Annotated in this window: 17 protein-coding genes; 10 read left to right on the top strand and 7 right to left on the bottom strand. The window is 66.5% G+C overall.

Annotation, left to right across the window (positions count from 1 at the left end):
• Nucleotides 1-20: 20 nt before the first annotated feature.
• The gene (locus VKT83_18495; protein ID HLY24461.1) at nucleotides 21-1322 is read left to right on the top strand and encodes a hemolysin family protein; all 1302 of its coding nucleotides are present in this window, start codon (nucleotides 21-23) and stop codon (nucleotides 1320-1322) included.
• A gap of 13 nt (nucleotides 1323-1335) precedes the next feature.
• On the opposite strand, the gene VKT83_18500 is transcribed toward VKT83_18495, so the two are convergent.
• On the bottom strand, nucleotides 1336-2466 hold the full coding sequence (locus tag VKT83_18500) for an SIS domain-containing protein (protein HLY24462.1): 1131 nt from the start codon (nucleotides 2464-2466) through the stop codon (nucleotides 1336-1338).
• A gap of 101 nt (nucleotides 2467-2567) precedes the next feature.
• On the opposite strand from VKT83_18500, the gene VKT83_18505 reads away from it, so the two are divergent.
• The 7 genes from VKT83_18505 (at nucleotide 2568) to VKT83_18535 (ending at nucleotide 11404) form a co-directional block, all read left to right on the top strand.
• Complete coding sequence (locus tag VKT83_18505) at nucleotides 2568-3083, top strand: cytidine deaminase (protein HLY24463.1); 516 nt, start codon at nucleotides 2568-2570, stop codon at nucleotides 3081-3083.
• The gene (gene recO / locus VKT83_18510; protein HLY24464.1) at nucleotides 3046-3882 is read left to right on the top strand and encodes a DNA repair protein RecO; all 837 of its coding nucleotides are present in this window, start codon (nucleotides 3046-3048) and stop codon (nucleotides 3880-3882) included. The genes VKT83_18505 and recO overlap by 38 nt, the downstream gene beginning before the upstream one ends.
• 88 nt (nucleotides 3883-3970) lie before the next feature.
• Nucleotides 3971-4216, top strand: coding sequence for a hypothetical protein (locus VKT83_18515; GenBank protein ID HLY24465.1), 246 nt, complete (start codon nucleotides 3971-3973; stop codon nucleotides 4214-4216).
• A gap of 55 nt (nucleotides 4217-4271) precedes the next feature.
• Nucleotides 4272-5153, top strand: coding sequence for a glycine--tRNA ligase subunit alpha (locus VKT83_18520; GenBank protein HLY24466.1), 882 nt, complete (start codon nucleotides 4272-4274; stop codon nucleotides 5151-5153).
• A 36-nt stretch (nucleotides 5154-5189) separates the two neighbouring features.
• A complete protein-coding gene (gene glyS / locus VKT83_18525) occupies nucleotides 5190-7403 on the top strand; it encodes a glycine--tRNA ligase subunit beta (GenBank protein HLY24467.1) in 2214 nt (737 codons plus the stop codon).
• Between the two features lie 36 nt (nucleotides 7404-7439).
• Complete coding sequence (gene ppdK, locus VKT83_18530; protein HLY24468.1) at nucleotides 7440-10232, top strand: pyruvate, phosphate dikinase; 2793 nt, start codon at nucleotides 7440-7442, stop codon at nucleotides 10230-10232.
• Nucleotides 10233-10315: 83 nt separating this feature from the next.
• Nucleotides 10316-11404 (top strand): deoxyguanosinetriphosphate triphosphohydrolase, encoded by a 1089-nt coding sequence (locus VKT83_18535; GenBank protein ID HLY24469.1) that lies wholly within the window; start codon nucleotides 10316-10318, stop codon nucleotides 11402-11404.
• A gap of 18 nt (nucleotides 11405-11422) precedes the next feature.
• Here the strand turns inward: VKT83_18535 and VKT83_18540 are convergent, their stop codons facing one another.
• The 6 genes from VKT83_18540 to VKT83_18565 all read right to left on the bottom strand — a co-directional run bounded on the left by VKT83_18540 (nucleotide 11423) and on the right by VKT83_18565 (nucleotide 16422).
• Entirely contained in the window at nucleotides 11423-11779 is a 357-nt protein-coding gene (locus VKT83_18540) for a cytochrome C oxidase subunit IV family protein (GenBank protein ID HLY24470.1), read from the bottom strand.
• A gap of 19 nt (nucleotides 11780-11798) precedes the next feature.
• Nucleotides 11799-12422, bottom strand: a complete 624-nt coding sequence (locus tag VKT83_18545; GenBank protein ID HLY24471.1) for a cytochrome c oxidase subunit 3 — start codon at nucleotides 12420-12422, stop codon at nucleotides 11799-11801.
• Between the two features lie 25 nt (nucleotides 12423-12447).
• Nucleotides 12448-13116, bottom strand: coding sequence for a cytochrome c oxidase subunit 3 (locus VKT83_18550; protein HLY24472.1), 669 nt, complete (start codon nucleotides 13114-13116; stop codon nucleotides 12448-12450).
• The gene (locus VKT83_18555; GenBank protein HLY24473.1) at nucleotides 13106-14890 is read right to left on the bottom strand and encodes a cbb3-type cytochrome c oxidase subunit I; all 1785 of its coding nucleotides are present in this window, start codon (nucleotides 14888-14890) and stop codon (nucleotides 13106-13108) included. The genes VKT83_18550 and VKT83_18555 overlap by 11 nt, the downstream gene beginning before the upstream one ends.
• A gap of 79 nt (nucleotides 14891-14969) precedes the next feature.
• Nucleotides 14970-15803, bottom strand: a complete 834-nt coding sequence (locus VKT83_18560; protein ID HLY24474.1) for a cytochrome c oxidase subunit II — start codon at nucleotides 15801-15803, stop codon at nucleotides 14970-14972.
• Between the two features lie 97 nt (nucleotides 15804-15900).
• The gene (locus VKT83_18565) at nucleotides 15901-16422 is read right to left on the bottom strand and encodes a sulfocyanin-like copper-binding protein (GenBank protein HLY24475.1); all 522 of its coding nucleotides are present in this window, start codon (nucleotides 16420-16422) and stop codon (nucleotides 15901-15903) included.
• Nucleotides 16423-16699: 277 nt separating this feature from the next.
• On the opposite strand from VKT83_18565, the gene VKT83_18570 reads away from it, so the two are divergent.
• Both VKT83_18570 and VKT83_18575 read left to right on the top strand, forming a co-directional pair.
• Nucleotides 16700-17956 carry a branched-chain amino acid ABC transporter substrate-binding protein gene (locus VKT83_18570; protein ID HLY24476.1) on the top strand — a complete coding sequence of 419 codons (1257 nt, stop codon included), beginning with the start codon at nucleotides 16700-16702 and terminating at the stop codon, nucleotides 17954-17956.
• A gap of 103 nt (nucleotides 17957-18059) precedes the next feature.
• On the top strand, nucleotides 18060-18989 hold the full coding sequence (locus VKT83_18575; protein HLY24477.1) for a branched-chain amino acid ABC transporter permease: 930 nt from the start codon (nucleotides 18060-18062) through the stop codon (nucleotides 18987-18989).
• Nucleotides 18990-18998 lie beyond the last annotated feature (9 nt).

Genomic DNA, 18998 nt, shown 5'->3' on the forward strand with positions numbered 1-18998 from the left:
GGGGCTGAAGGGTAGGGGTCTTGGGCCTTCGGTTCGTCCTCCTCGGCATGCTCATTCTCTGCGGCGCGTTCTTTGGCGCCGCGGAAACCGCGCTGTTTGCGGCGAACCGGCTGACGCTGCGGCGGCTGCGTGACGCCGGCGACCGCCGGGCGCGCCTCGCGCACCAGCTGCTGGAAAATCCCGGCCACCTCCTCACCACGCTGCTGGCCGGCAACACGATCGCCAACGTCGGTTCCTCCGTCGTCGCGACCTCGATCGCGCTGAGCCTGCTCGGCCGGCGGACGGGCGAGATCGTGGCGTTCGTCGGGGCGACGATCCTCGTCCTGATTCTCGCGGAGATCGCGCCGAAGACGCTGGCCGTGCGCTACGCGGACCGATTCGCCATTCACGTCGCCGGGACGGTCCGCGCGGTGAGCGTCGTTCTGACGCCGCTCGTGCGGGTGCTCTCGCTCGCCGGGACGGCGATCGTGCGTCCGTTCGGCGGCGCCATCACGCCGCACGCGCCGCTCGTGACGGAGGATCAACTGCGCTTTCTCGTGCAGGTCGGCGAGGAGGAGGGCGTCCTCGAGGAAGAGGAGCGCGAGATGATCCACTCCATCTTCGAGTTCGGCGACACCGTCGTGCGCGAGGTCATGCGGCCGCGCGTCGACATCGTCGCGGTGCAGGCGAAGGCGACGATCAACGAGGCGCTCGGGCTCGTCTTGGAGTCCGGCCACTCGCGGCTCCCGGTATACGAAGGCAGCGTCGACCACGTTGTCGGCGTCGTGTACGTCCGCGATCTGCTGCCGGCGCTCCGGCAGGGGCGTCTCGACCAACCGGTCGGCGAGGTGCAGCGCCCGCCGTTTTTCGTGCCCGAGACGAAGAAGGTGGCCGAGCTCTTCCGGGAGATGCAGGGCCGGAAGGTCTCCATGGCGATCGTCGTGGACGAATACGGCGGGACCGCCGGGCTCGTGACGATGGAGGACCTGTTGGAGGAGATTGTCGGCGAGATTCAGGACGAGTACGATCTCGAGGAAAAGCCGATCCAGCTGATCGACGACCGGACCGCCGTCGTCAACGGCCGGACCCACATCGACGAGGTCAATGAAATCCTGGGACTCCATCTGCCGATGGAGGACGTCGACACGATCGCGGGCCTGGTCTACGCGCTCGCGGGGCACGTCCCGGTGCAGGGCGAGACCGCGTCGGTGGCCGGCGCGGAGCTGCGTGTCGAGCGCGCCCTCGGGCAGCGCATCACCAAAGTCCGGATCACGCGATTGTCGCCGGAGTCGCCGCGGCAGGAAGCCGAAGTCTCGAGCCGCTCCCCGGCCGCGGGCACCTGACGCCGCGGCGGCGCTACAACGTTACGCGGCGGAAGGCCCTCAAGAACCTCGGGTCGTCGAGCCGGAAGCTGTCCGGGTTGGTGCCGCGGGCCAGCGCGAGATGGTAGGCGAACAGCTGCAGCGGTACCGCGCAGGTGAGCGTCGTGAAGGGCTCCGGCACCGGCGGCACGCTCCAGCGCGCGGCGAGGCTTCCGGCCGGAATCTCCGCGGTGCCGTCGTCGACGAGGACCGGGCGGGCGCCGATCTCGTGCGCCGCGGCGGCCACGTCGGCCACGCGGCGCTGCGCGGGACCGGACTGGGCGATGAGGAGGAACAGGTCCTCGGGCTCGGTGCTCTGAAACGGCCCGTGGAGCATCGCCTCCGCGCTCATCCCCTCGGCCGTGGCGTATGAGGTTTCCTTGATCTTCAGCGCGCCTTCGATCGCGGCGACGGCGCCGGGCCCGCCGCCGGCGAGCCAGATGCGGGGGCCGGACGCGAGGCCGCGCGCGTGGTCGGCGATTTTCGGTTCGAGGGCAAGCGCCGCCCGGATGGCGGCGGGCACAGCGTCGCGGAGGATCGCGGGATCGAGCGCGGGCCGTCCGAGGCGCGCCGCGCCCACCTGCGCCGCGAGCACCGACAACACGGCCACCGCGCCGGCGTAACTCACCGTATGCGTCGACGAGCGCTCCTGGGGAACGGTGTGGAAGACGGCGTCTGTGCCGGCGGACCCGCCCCCGGCAACGCGGTCATCGGAGCCGCCCCGGGCGTCCGGGCCGTCGCCCGTGATCACCACGGTCGGGCAGCCGGCTTCGCGCGCCCGGACCAGGGCGTCCCGGGTGTACCGTTTCGTCCCGCGGTGTGTCACCGTGATCACGGCATCGCGCGGACCGAGCGGCGGTCCGTAGAGCGCGAAATCGAACGCGTGCGCGGCGTAGACCGGCATGCCGCCGCCGTAGGTCCGCACCAGGTATTCACCGGTCAGCGCGGCGTGATACGACGTGCCGATGCCGACGAGGTAGAGGCGGTCGCATCGGGCGAGCCGGGCCGAGACGGTCTCGGCGGCCGGCGCCGTGCGGGCGGCGACGGCGGCAAACGCGTCGGGCTGCTCGCGCATGGCATCGTACATATGAAACGGATGCGCGGTGCGAGGCTCAGCGGGGGTCATGGTGCACACTTCGCGGCCGTGCGGACCGGCACCCTTAAGCACAGGACGCGGCGTCGCATCAGCGAATCCCTGAGCCGTCCGCCATTCCACGGAGAGTGCGCATGTCTCGTCGTCCTCCAGTCCGTCGAAATATCAAGCGCGCCGGGGCGCGGCGGGGACCCGACTACGGCGCGTTGATCCGCGCCGCCCGTGCGGCCCGCCGCCGTGCCTACGCGCCCTATTCACATTTTCCCGTCGGCGCCGCGGCCCTCGCCTCGGACGGGTCGATCTACACCGGCGCCAACGTCGAAAACGCCTCGTTCGGACTCACGCAGTGCGCGGAGCGGGTGGCGCTGCAAACCGCCGTCGCCTCGGGCCGCCGGCGGATCCGCGCAGTCGCGGTCGCCGCGCCGGCCGGCACCACGCCGTGCGGCGCGTGCCGCCAAGTCATGGCGGAGTTCGGTGTGCGCACGGTGGTGCTCGCCGGGCCCGGGGGCGCGCCGGCGGTGCTCCCGTTCGCGGAGCTGCTGCCGCGCGCCTTCGGCGCGCGCGCGCTCGTGGGTTACCGCGCACGTTCGGCCGCCCGTACATCTTCGTCGCGTGTCGGGCGTCGTCGCGCAAACCGTGCCGGTCTATAAAGTCGACGCGGTCATCCTGCGCCATCAGCCCGTCGGCGAGGCCGATCGGATCCTGACGCTGCTCACGCGGGAGCACGGCAAGATCCGGGCATCAGCCCGCGGGGTGCGCAAGACGACGAGCCGCCTCGCCGGCAGGGTGCAGCCGTATACTCAGGGCCGGTTCCTGCTGGCGCGGGGACGGACGCTCGACGTGGTGGCGCAGGCCGAGGTCGTCCGGGCGTTTGCCGGGCTGCAGCACGACCTGCTTCGAAGCGCCTACGCCGCGTACGTCGCCGAGCTCGTCGACCGGTTCCTGCCGGAGCGGGACCGTCACCCCGAGGTGTTCGAGGCCGTGCTCGACGCGCTGGCCGTGATCGAGACGGCCGCGGAAGACGAAGCCGAGATCTACGCGCTGTGGTTTTCGCTGCATCTCGCCGACAGCCTCGGGTATCGCCCGGAGATGGAGCGGTGCGTGGCGTGCGGCCGCCCGCTGCCCGCCGGCGTCTCGGCGGAGGGGTTGCCGGCGCGCGGGGGGACGGGGTGGACGTTCAGTCCGGCCGCGGGGGGTGCGTTGTGCCCCGCGTGCGCGGCCGGCGAGCCGGCCGGGGTGGCGCCCGGTGTGCTCGCGACCGGCGGCTTTCTGCTGCGCAGCACGGCGGAGCGCGCTCGGCGGCTCCGGGTTCCGGAGCGGGCGAGACGGGAGCTGGCCGGCCTCGTGCAGGCGCACCTCGAATATCATCTCGACGGCCGCCTGCGCGCGCCCCGGGTCATCGCGCGGCTCCGCCTCGCGGTGCCGCGCCCTTCCGGCGCGCGCCCCTGATCGCAAATTTCCACGGCATCGTCCGCGCGCCTCGCGCCGGCGCCGAGGGGGCACACACCGTGATAAGATAGCCCTTGGAGGTGGTCCCATGGAAGTCGATCTCGAACGGGCGAAGCGCGCGCTGATCCACTTTGGATCCGCGATGGAGGAGGCCCAAGGGGTGGTCCGCAACGGCCGGCCGGGCGTCGTGCGGTTCCACACCGAGGACAAGGTGCTCGAGATGCCCCTGACGTGGGCCGCCGCCGGGCTGGCGGCGTTCGCCCTCGCGAGCATGCTGACCCAGCTGCCGTCGCTGCGGAGAGTGCGCGAGGAAGAGCCGCTCGGCATTGGCTAGAGGGCAAGAGCGCACGCAGACTCCCTCCCGGCGGTCTTCGGCTAGTCGGGTACCTTTGACTTTTCAAGGCGTACTTGTCACGTTACAGCAGTTCTGGGCAGAGTATGGTTGCGTTATTGAGCAACCCTACGATATGGAAGTCGGCGCTGGAACTATGCATCCGGCGACGTTTCTTCGTGCTTTGGGTCCTGAGCCATGGAAGGTTGCTTACGTGCAGCCTAGTCGCCGTCCAGCGGACAGTCGATATGGTAACAATCCAAATCGTCTTGGACGTTACTTTCAGTACCAGGTTCTGCTCAAACCCGCTCCAGACGATGTCCAAGACCGCTACATTGACAGCATAAAGAAGATTGGAATTGATCTCCGGGATCACGATTTGCGATTTCTCGAAGATGACTGGGAGGATAGGACGCTCGGCGCTGCCGGTCTTGGGTGGCAGGTCTTTTTGGATGGGCTCGAAATCACTCAATTCACCTATTTCCAGCAGGCTGGCGGTCTTGAACTCCCTGTCGTTCCTGCTGAGATTACCTACGGCGTCGAACGCATCGCCCAGTTTATTCAACGAAAGGATAGTGTCTTTCATCTGACTTGGGCGCCTGGAATCCAATATGGCGACATCAGGCAGCGGGAAGAATTTGAACAGTCGACTTACGCACTCGAGGAAGCGGACGTCGCGATGCTCCGGAAACTCTTCGAAATGTACGAGGCCGAGGCAAACCGTTTGATGACCCGCCGCTTGGTTTTGCCAGCATACGAGTATGTGCTGAAATGCTCCCACACTTTCAATCTTCTTGATGCGCGCGGCGCTGTTGGAGTTGCCGAGCGCGCTGGGCTTATGGCACGGTCTCGCACGTTAGCGCGAGGCTGTGCAGAGCGTTTCCTGTTACAGCGTGAGGAAATGGGCTGGCCCTTGTTGCCGCGTCAAAGTACAGCGTGATCTTTCGAACTCAAGCACTGATCGATATTCAGGGGAGTGACGTTGCCCTTGCGCGGGAACTCGTCTAAAGCTTCTAGCGCTCAGCTAGTTTTCGAAGTTGGAACGGAGGAGCTTCCGCCTGCCGCTGTTCGCAATGGTCTCCGTCAAATGCGCGAGGTCGCACCAATATCGTTCCATGATGCGCGCATCCCGTTCGAGCGGTTGAGCTGCTTTGGCACACCCCGTAGATTGGTGCTGATCGTCGATGGCGTCGTTGCAAGACAGGCGGATCTAGTTCGCGACGTTCGCGGTCCAGCGGTTCGAGTCGCTTTCACCCCCGACGGCAAGCCAACAAACGCTGCCCAGGGTTTTGCTCGCGCGCAAGGGGTGGCCGTAACCGACCTTGAGACCCGTGACACTCCTGAAGGTAACTATGTGTACGTCGTCAACCGACAGCGAGGTCGATTCACTTCTGAGGTATTGCGGGAGACATTGCCCGCTCTAGTGCAACAACTGACGTTCGCAAAGTCGATGCGATGGGGCACCGGATCGATGCGTTTTGCCCGGCCGATTCGTTGGGTCTTGGCTCTACTTGGGTCCAAGGTTCTGCGCTTGGAACTCGCCGGACTGCAGGCAGGCCGACGGACCTACGCGCATCGTGTTCTTCATCCGAATCCAATTTCTGTACGCACCGCAAATGCCTATCGCGAAGCCCTGCATGACGGCTTTGTCTTGCTCGACCCAGAAGAACGGCGCGAAAGGATCACAAGCCAGTGCTTTCGGGTGACGTACGACATCGGCGGGCAACCGATTCTGGATCCCGACCTGCTTGAGGAGATTATCCAAATCGTCGAGTGGCCCACGGTTTTTAAGGGGCGAATTGCGGACGAGTTTCTCAGTCTGCCACGAGATGTCCTAGTTACCGTCATGCAACATCATCAAAAATATTTTGCCGTGCAGGGCGCGCAGGGCGACCTACTGCCGTTATTTTTGGCTGTTAGAGACGGTGACGCACGTGGGCTCGAAACCGTTAAGCAAGGGAACGAGTGGGTACTTAAGGCCCGCTTATCGGACGCGAAATTCTTCTTTGATGAAGATAGGCAGCGTCGGCTATCTTCGCGGGTCGCGGAATTGAATGAGCTTACTTTTCACGAAAAACTTGGGACCATGTGGGAAAAGACTCGGCGTTTGGAAGCATTGGCTCTTCTTGCGCCAGATCTCTTTGATGCCAATTCTGACGAAGTCCGCCACCTGAAGAGAGCCGCCCATCTCAGCAAGGCGGACTTGGTTACGCTCATGGTTCGCGAACTACCCGAACTGCAGGGAACCATGGGTGAGTTGTACGCTAAACACGACGGCGAACCCGAACCGGTTGCGCGTGGGATAGGGGAGCAATATCTGCCTCGCGGACAAACATATCCGCGGACAGACGTCGGTACTTACCTAGCGCTGCTGGATAAGGCGGATACATTGATCGGAGCTTTGGCCGCTGGCTTGACCGTAAGTGGTTCGGAAGACCCGTATGGATTCAGACGCGCCGCCAATGGCATCGTTCAGATAATCCTTTTCCGCCGAATTCATTTTAGTGCACGTAGGCTAGTATCTGCCGTCCTAGACGTTCACGGTCTCGAAGATCAAGAGCTGCGGAACTCGGTTTCGGGAACGGCATTGGATCTCTTGCTGCAACGTTTTCGCACGGAGATGACACTTCAACAGAGGGGCCTAAGTTACGACACTGTGGATGCCGTTCTTGCATCTGCTTCGGACGACTTGACCGACGCAGAAGCACGAGCCTGGGCGCTGCAGGTCTTTCGGAACCGCCCCGAGTTTCTTAAACTCTATACTGCATTTGATCGCGCCTCACGCATATTGCCGAGTGGCTTCGCTGGCGAGATTCGTGATTCGCTCCTGACGGCACCCGCAGAGGTTCAACTTCTTGATGCTTTGCGGAATCCAGACTTGCTTAAGACTGCGGATCGAGTCTCTTCTGTCAGTTCTTGGAAGGCGCTGAACGCCAACCCCAATAAATTGTCAACAGAAAAGGCGAAAGACTACAGTGAAATCCTGCAGCGACTCGCTGCTCTAGCCGGGCCCGTGGATCGATTCTTTAACGATGTACTTGTAATGGATCAAGACATGGCAATCCGCAATAATCGCCTTGCGCTTCTTTCACAAGTCGTACAGTTGGGGCGGTTAATCGCGGACTTTTCCTTACTGGTAGTCAGCGACGCGGCGCGTGAAGGAAAGCCTTCTCCCGTTCCCCAAAGATGAAAAGGTCGCACATTTCCACGTGAGGTGATCTTGGACATGGCTATTCGTCTTGGTGCGAAACCACGGCGTGGGACCGGGAAGCCCGGCCTGCGGGGGGGTACCCGGGCGCGCACACGCGCCGGGCGAGGCGCCGGCCGCGCGGCCGCGAAGCCGATCTGGCTCTTCGAAGAGGGCAACGCGTCGATGCGCGACCTGCTCGGCGGCAAGGGTGCCGGTCTCGCGGAGATGAGCCGCGTCGGCCTGCCGGTGCCGCCGGGCTTCACGATCACGACCGCGGTCTGCAACGCCTACCTCGCGCGCGGCAAGACGCTCCCGCCGGGACTCATGAACGAGGTCCGGCGGGCGCTCGCGACCGTGGAGCGCAAGATGGGCAAGCGGTTCGGCGATGCCAAGAACCCGCTGCTCGTCTCCGTGCGGTCCGGCGCCAAGTTCTCGATGCCGGGGATGATGGATACGGTCCTCAACCTCGGGCTGAACCCGGAGACCGTGCGCGGGCTCGCGGCGCTCACGGGGAACGAGCGCTTTGCCGAGGACGCCTACCGGCGCTTCGTGCAGATGTTCGGGAAAATCGTGCTCGACGTGCCCGGAGAGAAGTTCGAGCACCTCATCGAGGAGCAGAAGCGCCGGGTCGGGGCGAAGCTCGACACCGATCTGTCCGCGGCGGACCTGCGAGAGCTTGCCGGCCGGTTCAAAGACCTGATCGGGCGGGAGACCGGCGAGACGTTTCCCACGGACCCCTGGCAGCAGCTCGAGAGGGCCATCCGCGCGGTCTTCGATTCGTGGGACGGCAAACGGGCCATCGACTACCGCAACTTCAACAAGATCCCGCACGACCTCGGCACCGCGGTCAACGTTCAGACGATGGTCTTCGGCAACATGGGAGACGACAGCGCGACCGGCGTCGCGTTCACGCGCAACCCCGCCACCGGCGAAAAGGGCCTCTACGGCGAGTATCTGCCGAACGCGCAGGGCGAGGACGTCGTCGCCGGCACCCGGACCCCGCATCCGATCAGCCAGTTGCAGTCCGAGATGCCCGCCGCCTACAAGCAGTTTCTCAAGCTGGCGCAGATGCTGGAGCGCCACTACAAGGACGTTCAGGACCTCGAGTTCACGGTCGAGCGCGGGAAGCTATGGATGCTCCAGACCCGCAGCGGGAAGCGCACCGCTCAGGCGGCTGTGAAGACTGCCGTCGACATGGTCCGTGAGCGCCTGATCACGAAGGACGAGGCGCTCCTGCGTGTCGATGCCGACCAGCTCTATCAGTTGCTGCTGCCTCGCTTTGTTCAGGAGGACAAGGACGCGGCCGACCGCGAGGGTAAGCTGCTCACGCGCGGCCTCAACGCGTCGCCCGGCGCCGCGACCGGCATTGCCGTCTTCGACCCCGATACGGCCGCCGAACGGGGCGGCAAGGGCGAGGCCGTGATCCTGGTCCGGCCCGAGACCAGCCCCGACGACGTTCACGGCATGCTGGTGGCCCGCGGCATTCTCACGGCCCGCGGCGGCGCGACGAGCCATGCGGCGGTCGTGGCGCGCGGCCTCGGCAAGCCCTGCGTCGCCGGCGCGGAGGCCATTCGCGTCGACCTCAACGCGCGCCAGTTCAGCGTGAACGGCCAGGTGATTCGCCAAGGCGACCCCATCTCCATCGACGGGACGACCGGGGAGGTCTTCGGCCGCGCTGTTAAGACGATCGATCCGGACGTCACGAAGGACCAGGACCTCCAGACGCTGCTGGGCTGGGCGGACAAGACGCGCCGGCTCGGTGTGTGGGCGAACGCGGACTACCCGCGGGACGCGGAGCGCGCCCGGGCGTTCGGCGCCGAGGGTGTCGGCCTGTGCCGGACGGAGCACATGTTTTTTGAGGAGGAGCGGCTCCCGATCGTCCGCCGGATGATCCTGGCGGAGACCGACGCGGAGCGGCAGCTCGCGCTCGACGAGCTGCTGCCGGTGCAGCGGCAGGACTTCGTCGGCATCCTGCGCGCGATGGCCGGCCACACGGTCGTCATCCGCCTGATCGATCCGCCGCTGCACGAATTTCTGCCCCACTACGACGAGCTGCTCGTCGAGGTCACGCAGCTGCGGGACCGCGGCAACGATCCCGCGGCGCTGGCCGAGAAAGAGCACCTCCTCCGCGCGGTCCAGGGGATGCGGGAGCAGAACCCGATGCTGGGCCTGCGCGGCATCCGGCTCGGCATCCTGTTCCCGGGCATCATCGACATGCAGGTGCGGGCGATTCTCGAGGCCGCGTGCATCCTGGCCAAGCAGGGCGTGAAGACGCATCCCGAGATCATGATCCCGCTCGTGGGCCACGTGAACGAGCTGCGGCTCGTGGAGGAGCGGGTCCGGCCGCTCGCCGAGCGCGTGATGAAAGAGCAGGGGATCCGCGTCGTCTACAAGTTCGGGACGATGATCGAGATCCCGCGCGCGTGCGTCGTGGCCGCCGATATCGCCAAGCTCGCCGAGTTCTTCTCGTTCGGCAGCAACGATCTCACCCAATTGATCTTCGGGTTCAGCCGGGACGACGCCGAGGGCAAGTTCCTGCTCCAGTACGTCACCCGCAAGATCCTGCCGGAGAACCCGTTTCAGGTGCTCGACGCCGACGGGGTGGGCGTGCTGATCGACATGGCCGTGCGGGAGGGGCGCAGGACCCGGCCCGACATCGAGTTGGGGATCTGCGGCGAGCACGGCGGCGATCCGGCGAGCATCGAGTTCTGCCACAAGGTCGGGCTCAGCTACGTCAGCTGCTCGCCGTACCGCGTGCCGACGGCGCGGCTGGCGGCGGCGCAGGCCGCGCTCCGCGAGCGCCGCGCGCGCGCCGAGCGCGACAAGTAACCGACGCGCCCGGGCGGCGTCAGGCCGTCCCGGAAGTGAGAGGCGGGGGACGTGCGGCGCCACGCAGACCTCGGCAGGCGGTCGTGAATCCTCGCGAGAGGACCGAGGCGTGGGAGGAACAACTGCTCGCGCCCTACGCCGCCCGCAGCGCCGCGACGCGGGGGCGGACCAGGCCGGAGCTTCCGGACTCCATCCGCACCGACTTCCAGCGCGACCGCGACCGGGTCGTTCACTCGAAAGCGTTCCGGCGCCTCATGCACAAGACGCAGGTCTTCATCGCGCCCGAAGGCGACCACTACCGCACGCGGCTCACGCACACCCTCGAGGTCGCGCAGATCGCCCGCACGATTGCCCGCGCGCTCAGGCTCAACGAGGACCTCACCGAGGCGATCGTCCTCGCCCACGACCTGGGCCACCCGCCGTTCGGGCATGCCGGCGAAGAGGCGCTGAACGAAGTGATGGCCGCCCACGGCGGCTTCCGTCACGACGTGCAGAGCCTGCGGGTCGTGGAACTGCTGGAACGGCGCCGTACGAGCGACGGCAGGATCGAACACGGGCTCAACCTGGCGTGGGAAGTCCGCGACGGGATCGGCGGGCACTCCAAGGGACCGACGGATCTCGAGACACTGCCGCCGATCGACGAGACACCCGCGGACGCCCTGCCGCACACGGTGGAGGGACAGCTGGCCCGCGTCTCCGACCGCATCGCCTACGTCCACCATGATACAGACGACGCCATCCGTGCGGGATTGATCGGCGAACAAGACGTTCCGGCCGCGGTGCGAGAGGTGCTCGGCGAGACGCGCGGCCAGTGGGTCGACGTCACGGTGCGCGACATCGTCGAGCGCTCGGCGGAAAGGCCCCGGATCGAGATGGGCGACGCGATCCGGCGCGCGCTCAACGAGCTCAAGGACTTTCTGTTCGAGCGGGTCTATCGCGGGTCGGCTGCCAAATCCGACGTCGGTAAGGCCCAGCGGCTGCTGCGCGAGCTGTTCGACTACTTTGTCGCGCACCCCGGCGAGATGGGCGATGAGTCGCGGGAGCCGCTCGAGAGCGGGCAGACGACTGTGCCGCGCGCGGTCTGCGACTTTCTTGCCGGAATGACCGACCGCTTCGCGATCCGCACCCACGAACGGCTCTTCGTGCCGCGCGCCTGGGAGAGCAGCGAGTAGCGCCGACTGGTGGTGTTCTTACCGCGCCCCGAACCGCTGCGCCGCGTCCGGCGCGATCATGAAGAACATCAGCACCGCGAGGAGCAGCGGCGAGACCGCGATGCCGATCATCGCCACCCGTTCGAACTTGAGGTTCATGTAATAGGCGCCGATCAGCGAGGCCTTGATCGACGCGGAGATGATCAGGACTGTCACGCGAACGGCCGCGGGCAGGTGCCACGCGAGGACGGTGCTCGCCTCGATCGCGGTGAGCACCAGCAGCACCACGAAGCCCACCAGATACGCGCGCGTGACGCTCTCCGGAAGCGGCTGCGCGTGCACGACCTCCGCCTCGCCGTGCTCCGGCGCGCCGTGACCCGCCTGCGAATCGCTCATGTGCACCGGGCGCTCCTCCCTACAGCAGATAGATCGACGGCCAGATGAAGACCCACACCAGATCGACGAACCCCCAGTACAGGCCCGCGATCTCGAGGCCGTCTTCGGACGACAACCCCTTGGCGAGGCGAACCGCCATCGCCCACAGATAGATGACGCCGCCGAGCACGTGCAGCCCGTGCAGGCCCGTGATCGTGAAGAACGTGAAGCTGAACGCGGGCACGCCCCACGGGTTGCCGGCCAACCCGGCGCCGTCCCCGATCAGATGCGACCACTCGAGCGCCTGGAGGCTCACGAACACGGCGCCCGCGACGACGGTCGCGGCGAGGAACCGGACCGCCGGCCGCCGCCAGCCGCGCCGCATCGCGTAGACGGAGAGGGCCATCGTCGTGCTGCTGAAGATCAAGATCGCGGTCATCCCGGCGGCGAGCCGGATGTTCAGGATCTCCGCCCGGTTCGGCCATATCGGGGCGCTGAACCGCGCCGCCCAAAGCGCGACGAGGAGTCCGGCGAACGTCATCGCGTCCGAGGCGAGGAACAGCCACATCATCAGCTTGCCCCAGCTGACGTCCCACGGCGACCGTCCGCCGGCCCAGCGCTCCGCCAGCGTCGTGCCTTCTCCCCGAGTCTCGGTTGCCGCCATCATCGCCTCCCTGTGAGCGGGCCCGTCAGGCCCAAAACAGCAGGGCAAAGAGATAGAGCCACAACAGGTCCATGAAATGCCAGTACAGCGCGAACACGCCGATGCCGGCGTGCGAAGCCACCCCGTACCGCCCGGCGTGCGCCTTCCAGACGATGACGCCGAGCGCGGTGAGGCCGCCGAGGAGATGGGCCCCGTGGGCGCCCGTGAGCAGGTAGAAGAACCCGCTGTGTTGGTTGGACGAGATGTACGCGCCCTGCGCGGCGAGCGACCGCCACGCGACGATCTGCCCGAGGACGAACGCCCCGCCGAGCCATGCCGTCGCCGTGAGACCGCGCTGCAGGCCTCGGATGTCGCCGGCGGCGATGCGGCGGCGCGCCCACTCGAGCGTGCCGCTGCTGGCGAGAAGAATCGCCGTGGTGAGCCAGAGGACCGGCGGCATCACCAGCGCGCCCCAACCCGGCTCCTGCCGCCGCGCGAGATACGCCGTCGTGAACGCGACGAACAGCATCGTCACCGCGGTCAGCGCCGCGATCATTCCGATCACGGCCGTGCCGACGGCGGGCCCCGATGCGGCCGGGCCGTCCCCGCGGCCGCCGGGCCCAACGCCGGCCGGCCCCGACGGGCGGCGGGCTCCCGGGCCGCCCCGGTGCGTCTCGATCGCGCGCGCGGTCACGGCGTCCAGCTTAGTGCTCATCCCCTGAAGGGGACGGGCCCGCGGTATGCGCGGGCCCGGCCGCGACCGCCGCGACGGGTTCCGCCTGCCACTGCGGGCTGTAGTCCTGGGCCGCGCCGGGCACCGAGTAGTCGTACGGCCACCGGTAGACCACCGGCAGCGACGGTCCCCAGTTGCCGTGCGGGGGCGGCGACGGCGCCGCCCACTCCAGGGAGTTGGCGTGCCAGGGGTTCTGCTCCGCGACGGGCCCGTGGAGCATGCTCTTGAAGAAGTTGTAGATGAACACGAACTGCGCCGCGCCGAGCATGAACGCGCTCAACGAGATGAAGACGTCGATCGGGCCGGCGTGGCTCAGAAACGGGTACGTGCTCGTGTCGTACAGCCGGCGGCTGTTCCCCATGAATCCAAGGAAATGCATCGGGAAGAACGTCGCGTAAATCCCGAGGAACGTGAACACGAAGTGGATCTTGCCGAGGCGCTCGTCCATCATGCGCCCGAACATCTTCGGGAACCAGTAGTAGGTGCCGGCGAAGATCGAGAAGAGCGCCGCGGCGGCCATCACGAAGTGGAAGTGCGCGATCACGAAGTACGTGTCGTGCAGGTAGATGTCGACCGGCGCGGCCGCGAGGAAGATCCCGCTGAGCCCGCCGGTCACGAACAGCGACACGAACGCGATCGCGAACAGCATCGCGGTCGTGAAATGGATGCGGCCCTGCCACAGCGTCGTGCACCAGTTGAACGTTTTGATCGCCGACGGCACGGCGATCGCGATCGTCGACCCGAGGAACGCGGCGCCGAGCAGCGGCGACATCCCGCTCACGAACATGTGGTGGCCCCACACGAGGAAGCTCAGGAACCCGATCGCCGAGATCGACAGCACCATCGCCTTGTAGCCGAAGATCGGTTTGCGCGAGAACGTCGAGATCACATCGGAGACGATCCCCATCGGCGTGAGGATCAGGATGTAGACTTCCGGATGGCCGAAGAACCAGAACATGTGCTGCCAGAGGAGGGCGTCGCCGTTCTTGTTGCCGAGCACCTGCCCCGCGACCAGCAGATTCGCCGGGACGAAGAAGCTGGTGCCGGCCGTCCGATCCAGGATCAACATCACCACGGCGGCCGTCAGCACGGGGAAGGAGAGCACGGCGAGGATCGCGGTGATGAAGATGCCCCACAGCGTGAGCGGCAGCCGGCCCATCGACATCCCGCGCGCGCGCATGTTGATGATCGTGGTGAGGAAGTTGAGCGAGCCGAAGAGCGACGAGAACAGCACGAACATGATCGAGATCGCCCACAGCGTCTGGCCGAGGCCGGAGCCCGGGGAGAACTTTGCCACTGCCGACAAGGGCGCGTACGACGTCCAGCCGTTGCCGGCCGGCCCGCCGGGCACGAAGAACGACGCCAGCACGACCAGGACCCCCGGGACCAGCGTCCAGTACGACAGCATGTTCAGGAACGGGAACGCCATGTCCCGCGCCCCGATCATCAGCGGGATCAGGAAGTTCCCGAACGCGCCGGTGAGGATCGAGGTGAGGAAGAAGAAGATCATCACCGTGCCGTGCATGGTGGCCGCGGCCAGGTACTGGCCGGGGTCCAGGGTGCCGTTCTGGGGCCAGCCCAGGTGGGCGCGCATCAGCATCGCCAGAGCGCCGCCGACCATCGCCATCAACAGCGTTGTCAGGTAGTACTGCTTGCCGATCATCTTGTGGTCGAGACTGAAGATGTAGTGGCGGACGAAGCTCTCGGTGTGGGCCTCGTGACCGGCCGCTCCTTCGTGTACGGCGAGGGCATCCATCAGGCGCGACTCCTTATCCCTGTCTGACGCAGGACCTCCGGCCGCGCGCGTCGCCGCGCGGCCTCCTGCCTACCTCGGGCTAGTGCTGCCCTTGCTTCGCCAGCCAGGCGTCGAACGCGGCCTGGTCGGTTTCAACGACGATGTTACCACGCATCGTATAATGGCCGACCCCGCAGAGCTGCGCGCACGCGATCTGATACGCGCCGGCGCGGTCGGGCGTGAACCAGACGGACACGGTGCGTCCGGGGACGGCGTCCTGCTTCACGCGGAAGTTCGGCAGGAAGAAGCTGTGAATGACATCGAGCGAGCGGATCTCGACGCGGACGGGGCGGTTGTTTACGGCGTGGAATTCGTTCGTGACGACCACGTTGGTCTTGCTGTCGGGGTCGCCGGGATCGAGGCCGAGCGGATTGCCGGCGCTGATGAACTTCGGATCGGTGCGGGCGAGCTTGCCGTCCGGGCCGGGGTAGCGCACGTACCATAGAAACTGCCGGGCCGTGACCTCCACCAGCTGCGCATTCGCCGGCGGCGGGCTGTAGACGTGCGCCCAGACGATCTCCGCGAGAATGGCGAGGATCACGAGGCCCGCCGCGGGGACGAGGGTCCACGTCAGCTCCGCGCCGAGGTGCTCGTGCCAGTGGGCCGCCGGCCGCCGGCCGTGCGCGGCGTAGCGGATCAGCGCGATCGCGATGAACAGGTGAACGGCGATGAAGGCGATCGCCGTCGCGGCGAGGATCGCGTTGAACATCTCGTCGGCCGCCGCACCCTGTTTGGACGCGAGCGGCTGCAGCCACCAGATGTGCGCCGCGACGACGAACGACACGATGCCCGCGGCGAGGATGAACAGAATCAGCACGCCCATCCAGCGCCCCGCGGTCCGTTCGTCGCGCGGCATAGTCGACCCAGAGTCCATTGGCACTGCCCCTCCGGGGGAACTCATCGGTCCGGCTTCCGAGGTTGGAGAATCTTCGTCCCGGGCCCCGGGCTTCCCTCCGGATGCCGCCGCCGGCCTATTTCGCGACGGACAGGCTGGGTTTGGCGCCCGGCGTCACGTTGAACGTTCCGTACATGCCGAGCAGCGCGTGGCCGGGGTATCCGCAGATGAAGAGGTAGTGGCCCGCCTTTGACGCGGTGAACCGCACGTCGACGGTTTTGCCGGGCGGCGTGCCCGGAATCCCGGCGTTCGGCGTTTCGGCGCCCGGGAAGGCGGGCTGCGGATCGGCCTGGGCGGGAAGAACGGGCGACTGCGCGGAGCCCCTGAGCGGGATCACCTGAAGGCTGTGGGGCAGCGCGGCCGTCTTGTCGTTGACGAACTTCACGTGCACGGGCGTACCGGGCGCCACGGTGATGACGAGGCGCCCCTTGGCGACGCCGTTGAAGTTCTGCCCGGCGTTCGCCGCGGTCTGGTTGGCGATGACGGTAAACGCGGCCTCTGCCGCGGCGTGCGCGCGGGGAACCGACGACAGCGCGGCGGCGGCCGCCGCCGACGCGGCGAGACAGAGCACCCGGACCAGCGTGCGCGAAACGAACATTGCCACCTCCTGTGACCCGAGAGCGGGGAGTGGTCCTGCGAATTACCGACCTTCATTATATTAACCGGATCGTCTCGCCACCGTCAAACGTACGTTCGCGGGCCTCCCGGCCGCGCACGGGAAGCCGCGGCCCGCAAATTATTATCAGAACGCGAAGATGGTGTTGTTACGTACAGAGGAGAAGGCATGGCAATAGGGAATCCATGCCGGGCTCGGCCGAGGGCCGCCGCCGTCCGCGGCGGCACCAGATGGCCGGCCAGGGGAGGGGAGGGACTTTATGGTAGGAACTTGGCGTCACCGTGTGCTTGGGCTCGTCGTTGCGGCCATGCTGGTGGTCTCGATGGTCGCTCTGGGCAGCCTCCCACGCACGCACGCCGCCGCATCCAAGACGCTCTTCGTCGGCATTACGCTGCCGTTGACCGGCGCGGATGCCGAGGACGCGGAGCTGATCAAGGACGGCGCGATGCTTGCGATCGACCAGGCCAACGCGAAAGGCGGGGTGGCGGGCTACAAGATCGAAGCGATCATCCTCGACTCAGGGACGGCGACTGCCGGACAGTACGATCCGGCGCAGGCCGCCACCAACACGCGCAAGCTCGTCGCGAACATGGGGGTGGTCGCGAACATCGGCCCGCAGATGAGCGGCGAGGGCAAGGCGATGTCGGCGATCTTGAGCGAAGCCGACATGGCGACGATCACTCCCAGCTCGACGAACCCGGACATCACGAACCCAGCGATGGCGTCTCAGTATCGGCCCAAGGGCAAGGCGGTCTACTTCCGCACCGTCACCACGGACGCGTTCCAGGGGCCGAACATGGCCAACTACTACGCCGAGACGCTGCACGTGAAGACGGTGTACGTGCTGGACGACTCCGGCGCGTACGGCGTCGGCATCGCGGACTCGTTCTCGAAGCGGGCCGCGGAGAAGGGCATCAAGATACTCGGCCGCGACCAGCTCAACCCGAAGGAAGCCGACTACACGACGATTCTGACCAAGATCAAGGGGCTCAACCCCGACGCGCTCTACTACGGCGGCGTCGGACAGGCCGGCGTCAAGCTGACGAAGCAGGCCTACGACGTAATCCCCAAGATGCCCAAGGGCGGCGGAGACGGCATGTACGGCGGCACCATTCTGACCGGCGGCGGGTTCCCCGCGGTGGAGGGCTGGTACGCGACGATCGCCGGCCCGCACCTCCTCGAGAACCCCGAAGCGCAGCCGTGGCTCAAGGCGTTCCAGGCCAAGTACAACAAGGTGCCGCAGGACTACTCGATCACGGCGTACGATGCGGCGCTCGTTATTCTGGATGCGATCAAGCGGGTGGCCGCGACGGGCAAGACGCCGGACCGGCACAACGTGCGCGACGCGATCCAGACCAGCAACCTGAAGACCCTGCAGGGCACGATTTCGTTCGACAAGAACGGCGACATCAACAGCCGGGTCGTCAGCGTGTTCAAGATCGTGCACGATGCGAAGTACAAGGATGACGACATCATCCACCAGTACAAGTACGTCGGCGTAGCACCTCAGAACTAGGATGCGAAGCAGGTAACGACGTGACGGGAGCGGGCCGCCTGCGCGGCCCGCTCCCCGCGTTGCAGGCTATGCGCGGATCCCAACACCCTCCGGGCGGCGGTCCATGACCCACCACGACGTACTCGTGCAGCAGGTCATCAACGGCCTGAGCCTGGGGGCGATGTACTCGCTGCTCGCCCTCGGCTTCACCATGGTCTACGGCATCATCGAGCTGATCAACTTCGCCCACTTCAACATCTTTATGGTCGGGTCGTTCATCGCGGCGATCGCGCTGCACACCTTGGGCGTCTCGGGACAGGGGCGGGCCCTCTACGGACTGCCGCTCATCGCGGCGCTCGTGTTCGCGTTCGCGGCGGCGATGCTGTTCTGCGGCGCGCTCGGCGTGGTGATCGAGCGCGTGGGGCTCCGGCCGATGCGGCATGTCAAGGGCACCGCGGCGATGATCACGACGATCGGCATCTCGTACATTCTGTTCAACGTCGTGCTGCTGCGGACCGGCGCGTCGACCATGAACTATCCGAACCCCGTGCCGGTGTTCGGATGGCCGATCGGCGGGGCGACGCTCCGGCTTCGCGAAGTGCTGCTGTGGAGCGTGGCGTTGATCCTCATGACCGTGCTGCAGATTTTCGTGCGCCGCACCAAGATCGGCAAGGCGATGCGCGCCACGGCGCAGGATTCGGAGGCGGCGCGGATGATGGGCATCGATGTCGACCGGGTGGTGATGCTGACGTTCTTCATCGGGTCGGCGCTCGCGGGCGCGGCCGGGCTGATCTTCGGCCTGTACTACAATTTCACGAGCTTTCTCATCGGCTACACGGCGGGCCTGCGGGCGTTCACCGCGGCGGTCCTCGGCGGCATCGGGAACATCGTGGGGGCGATGATCGGCGGGCTGGTCATCGGCCTGATCGAGTCGGTCGGCGGCCAGATTCTCCAGGTGCGGTGGACGGACGTCATCATCTTCTCGATCCTGATTCTCGTGCTGGTGTTCCGCCCGACCGGTCTGCTCGGGATCTCCACCCCGACCAAGTCGTGAGGACGTCCC

It is taken from the genome of bacterium, from assembly GCA_035308905.1.
GTDB lineage: Bacteria > Sysuimicrobiota > Sysuimicrobiia > Sysuimicrobiales > Segetimicrobiaceae > DASSJF01.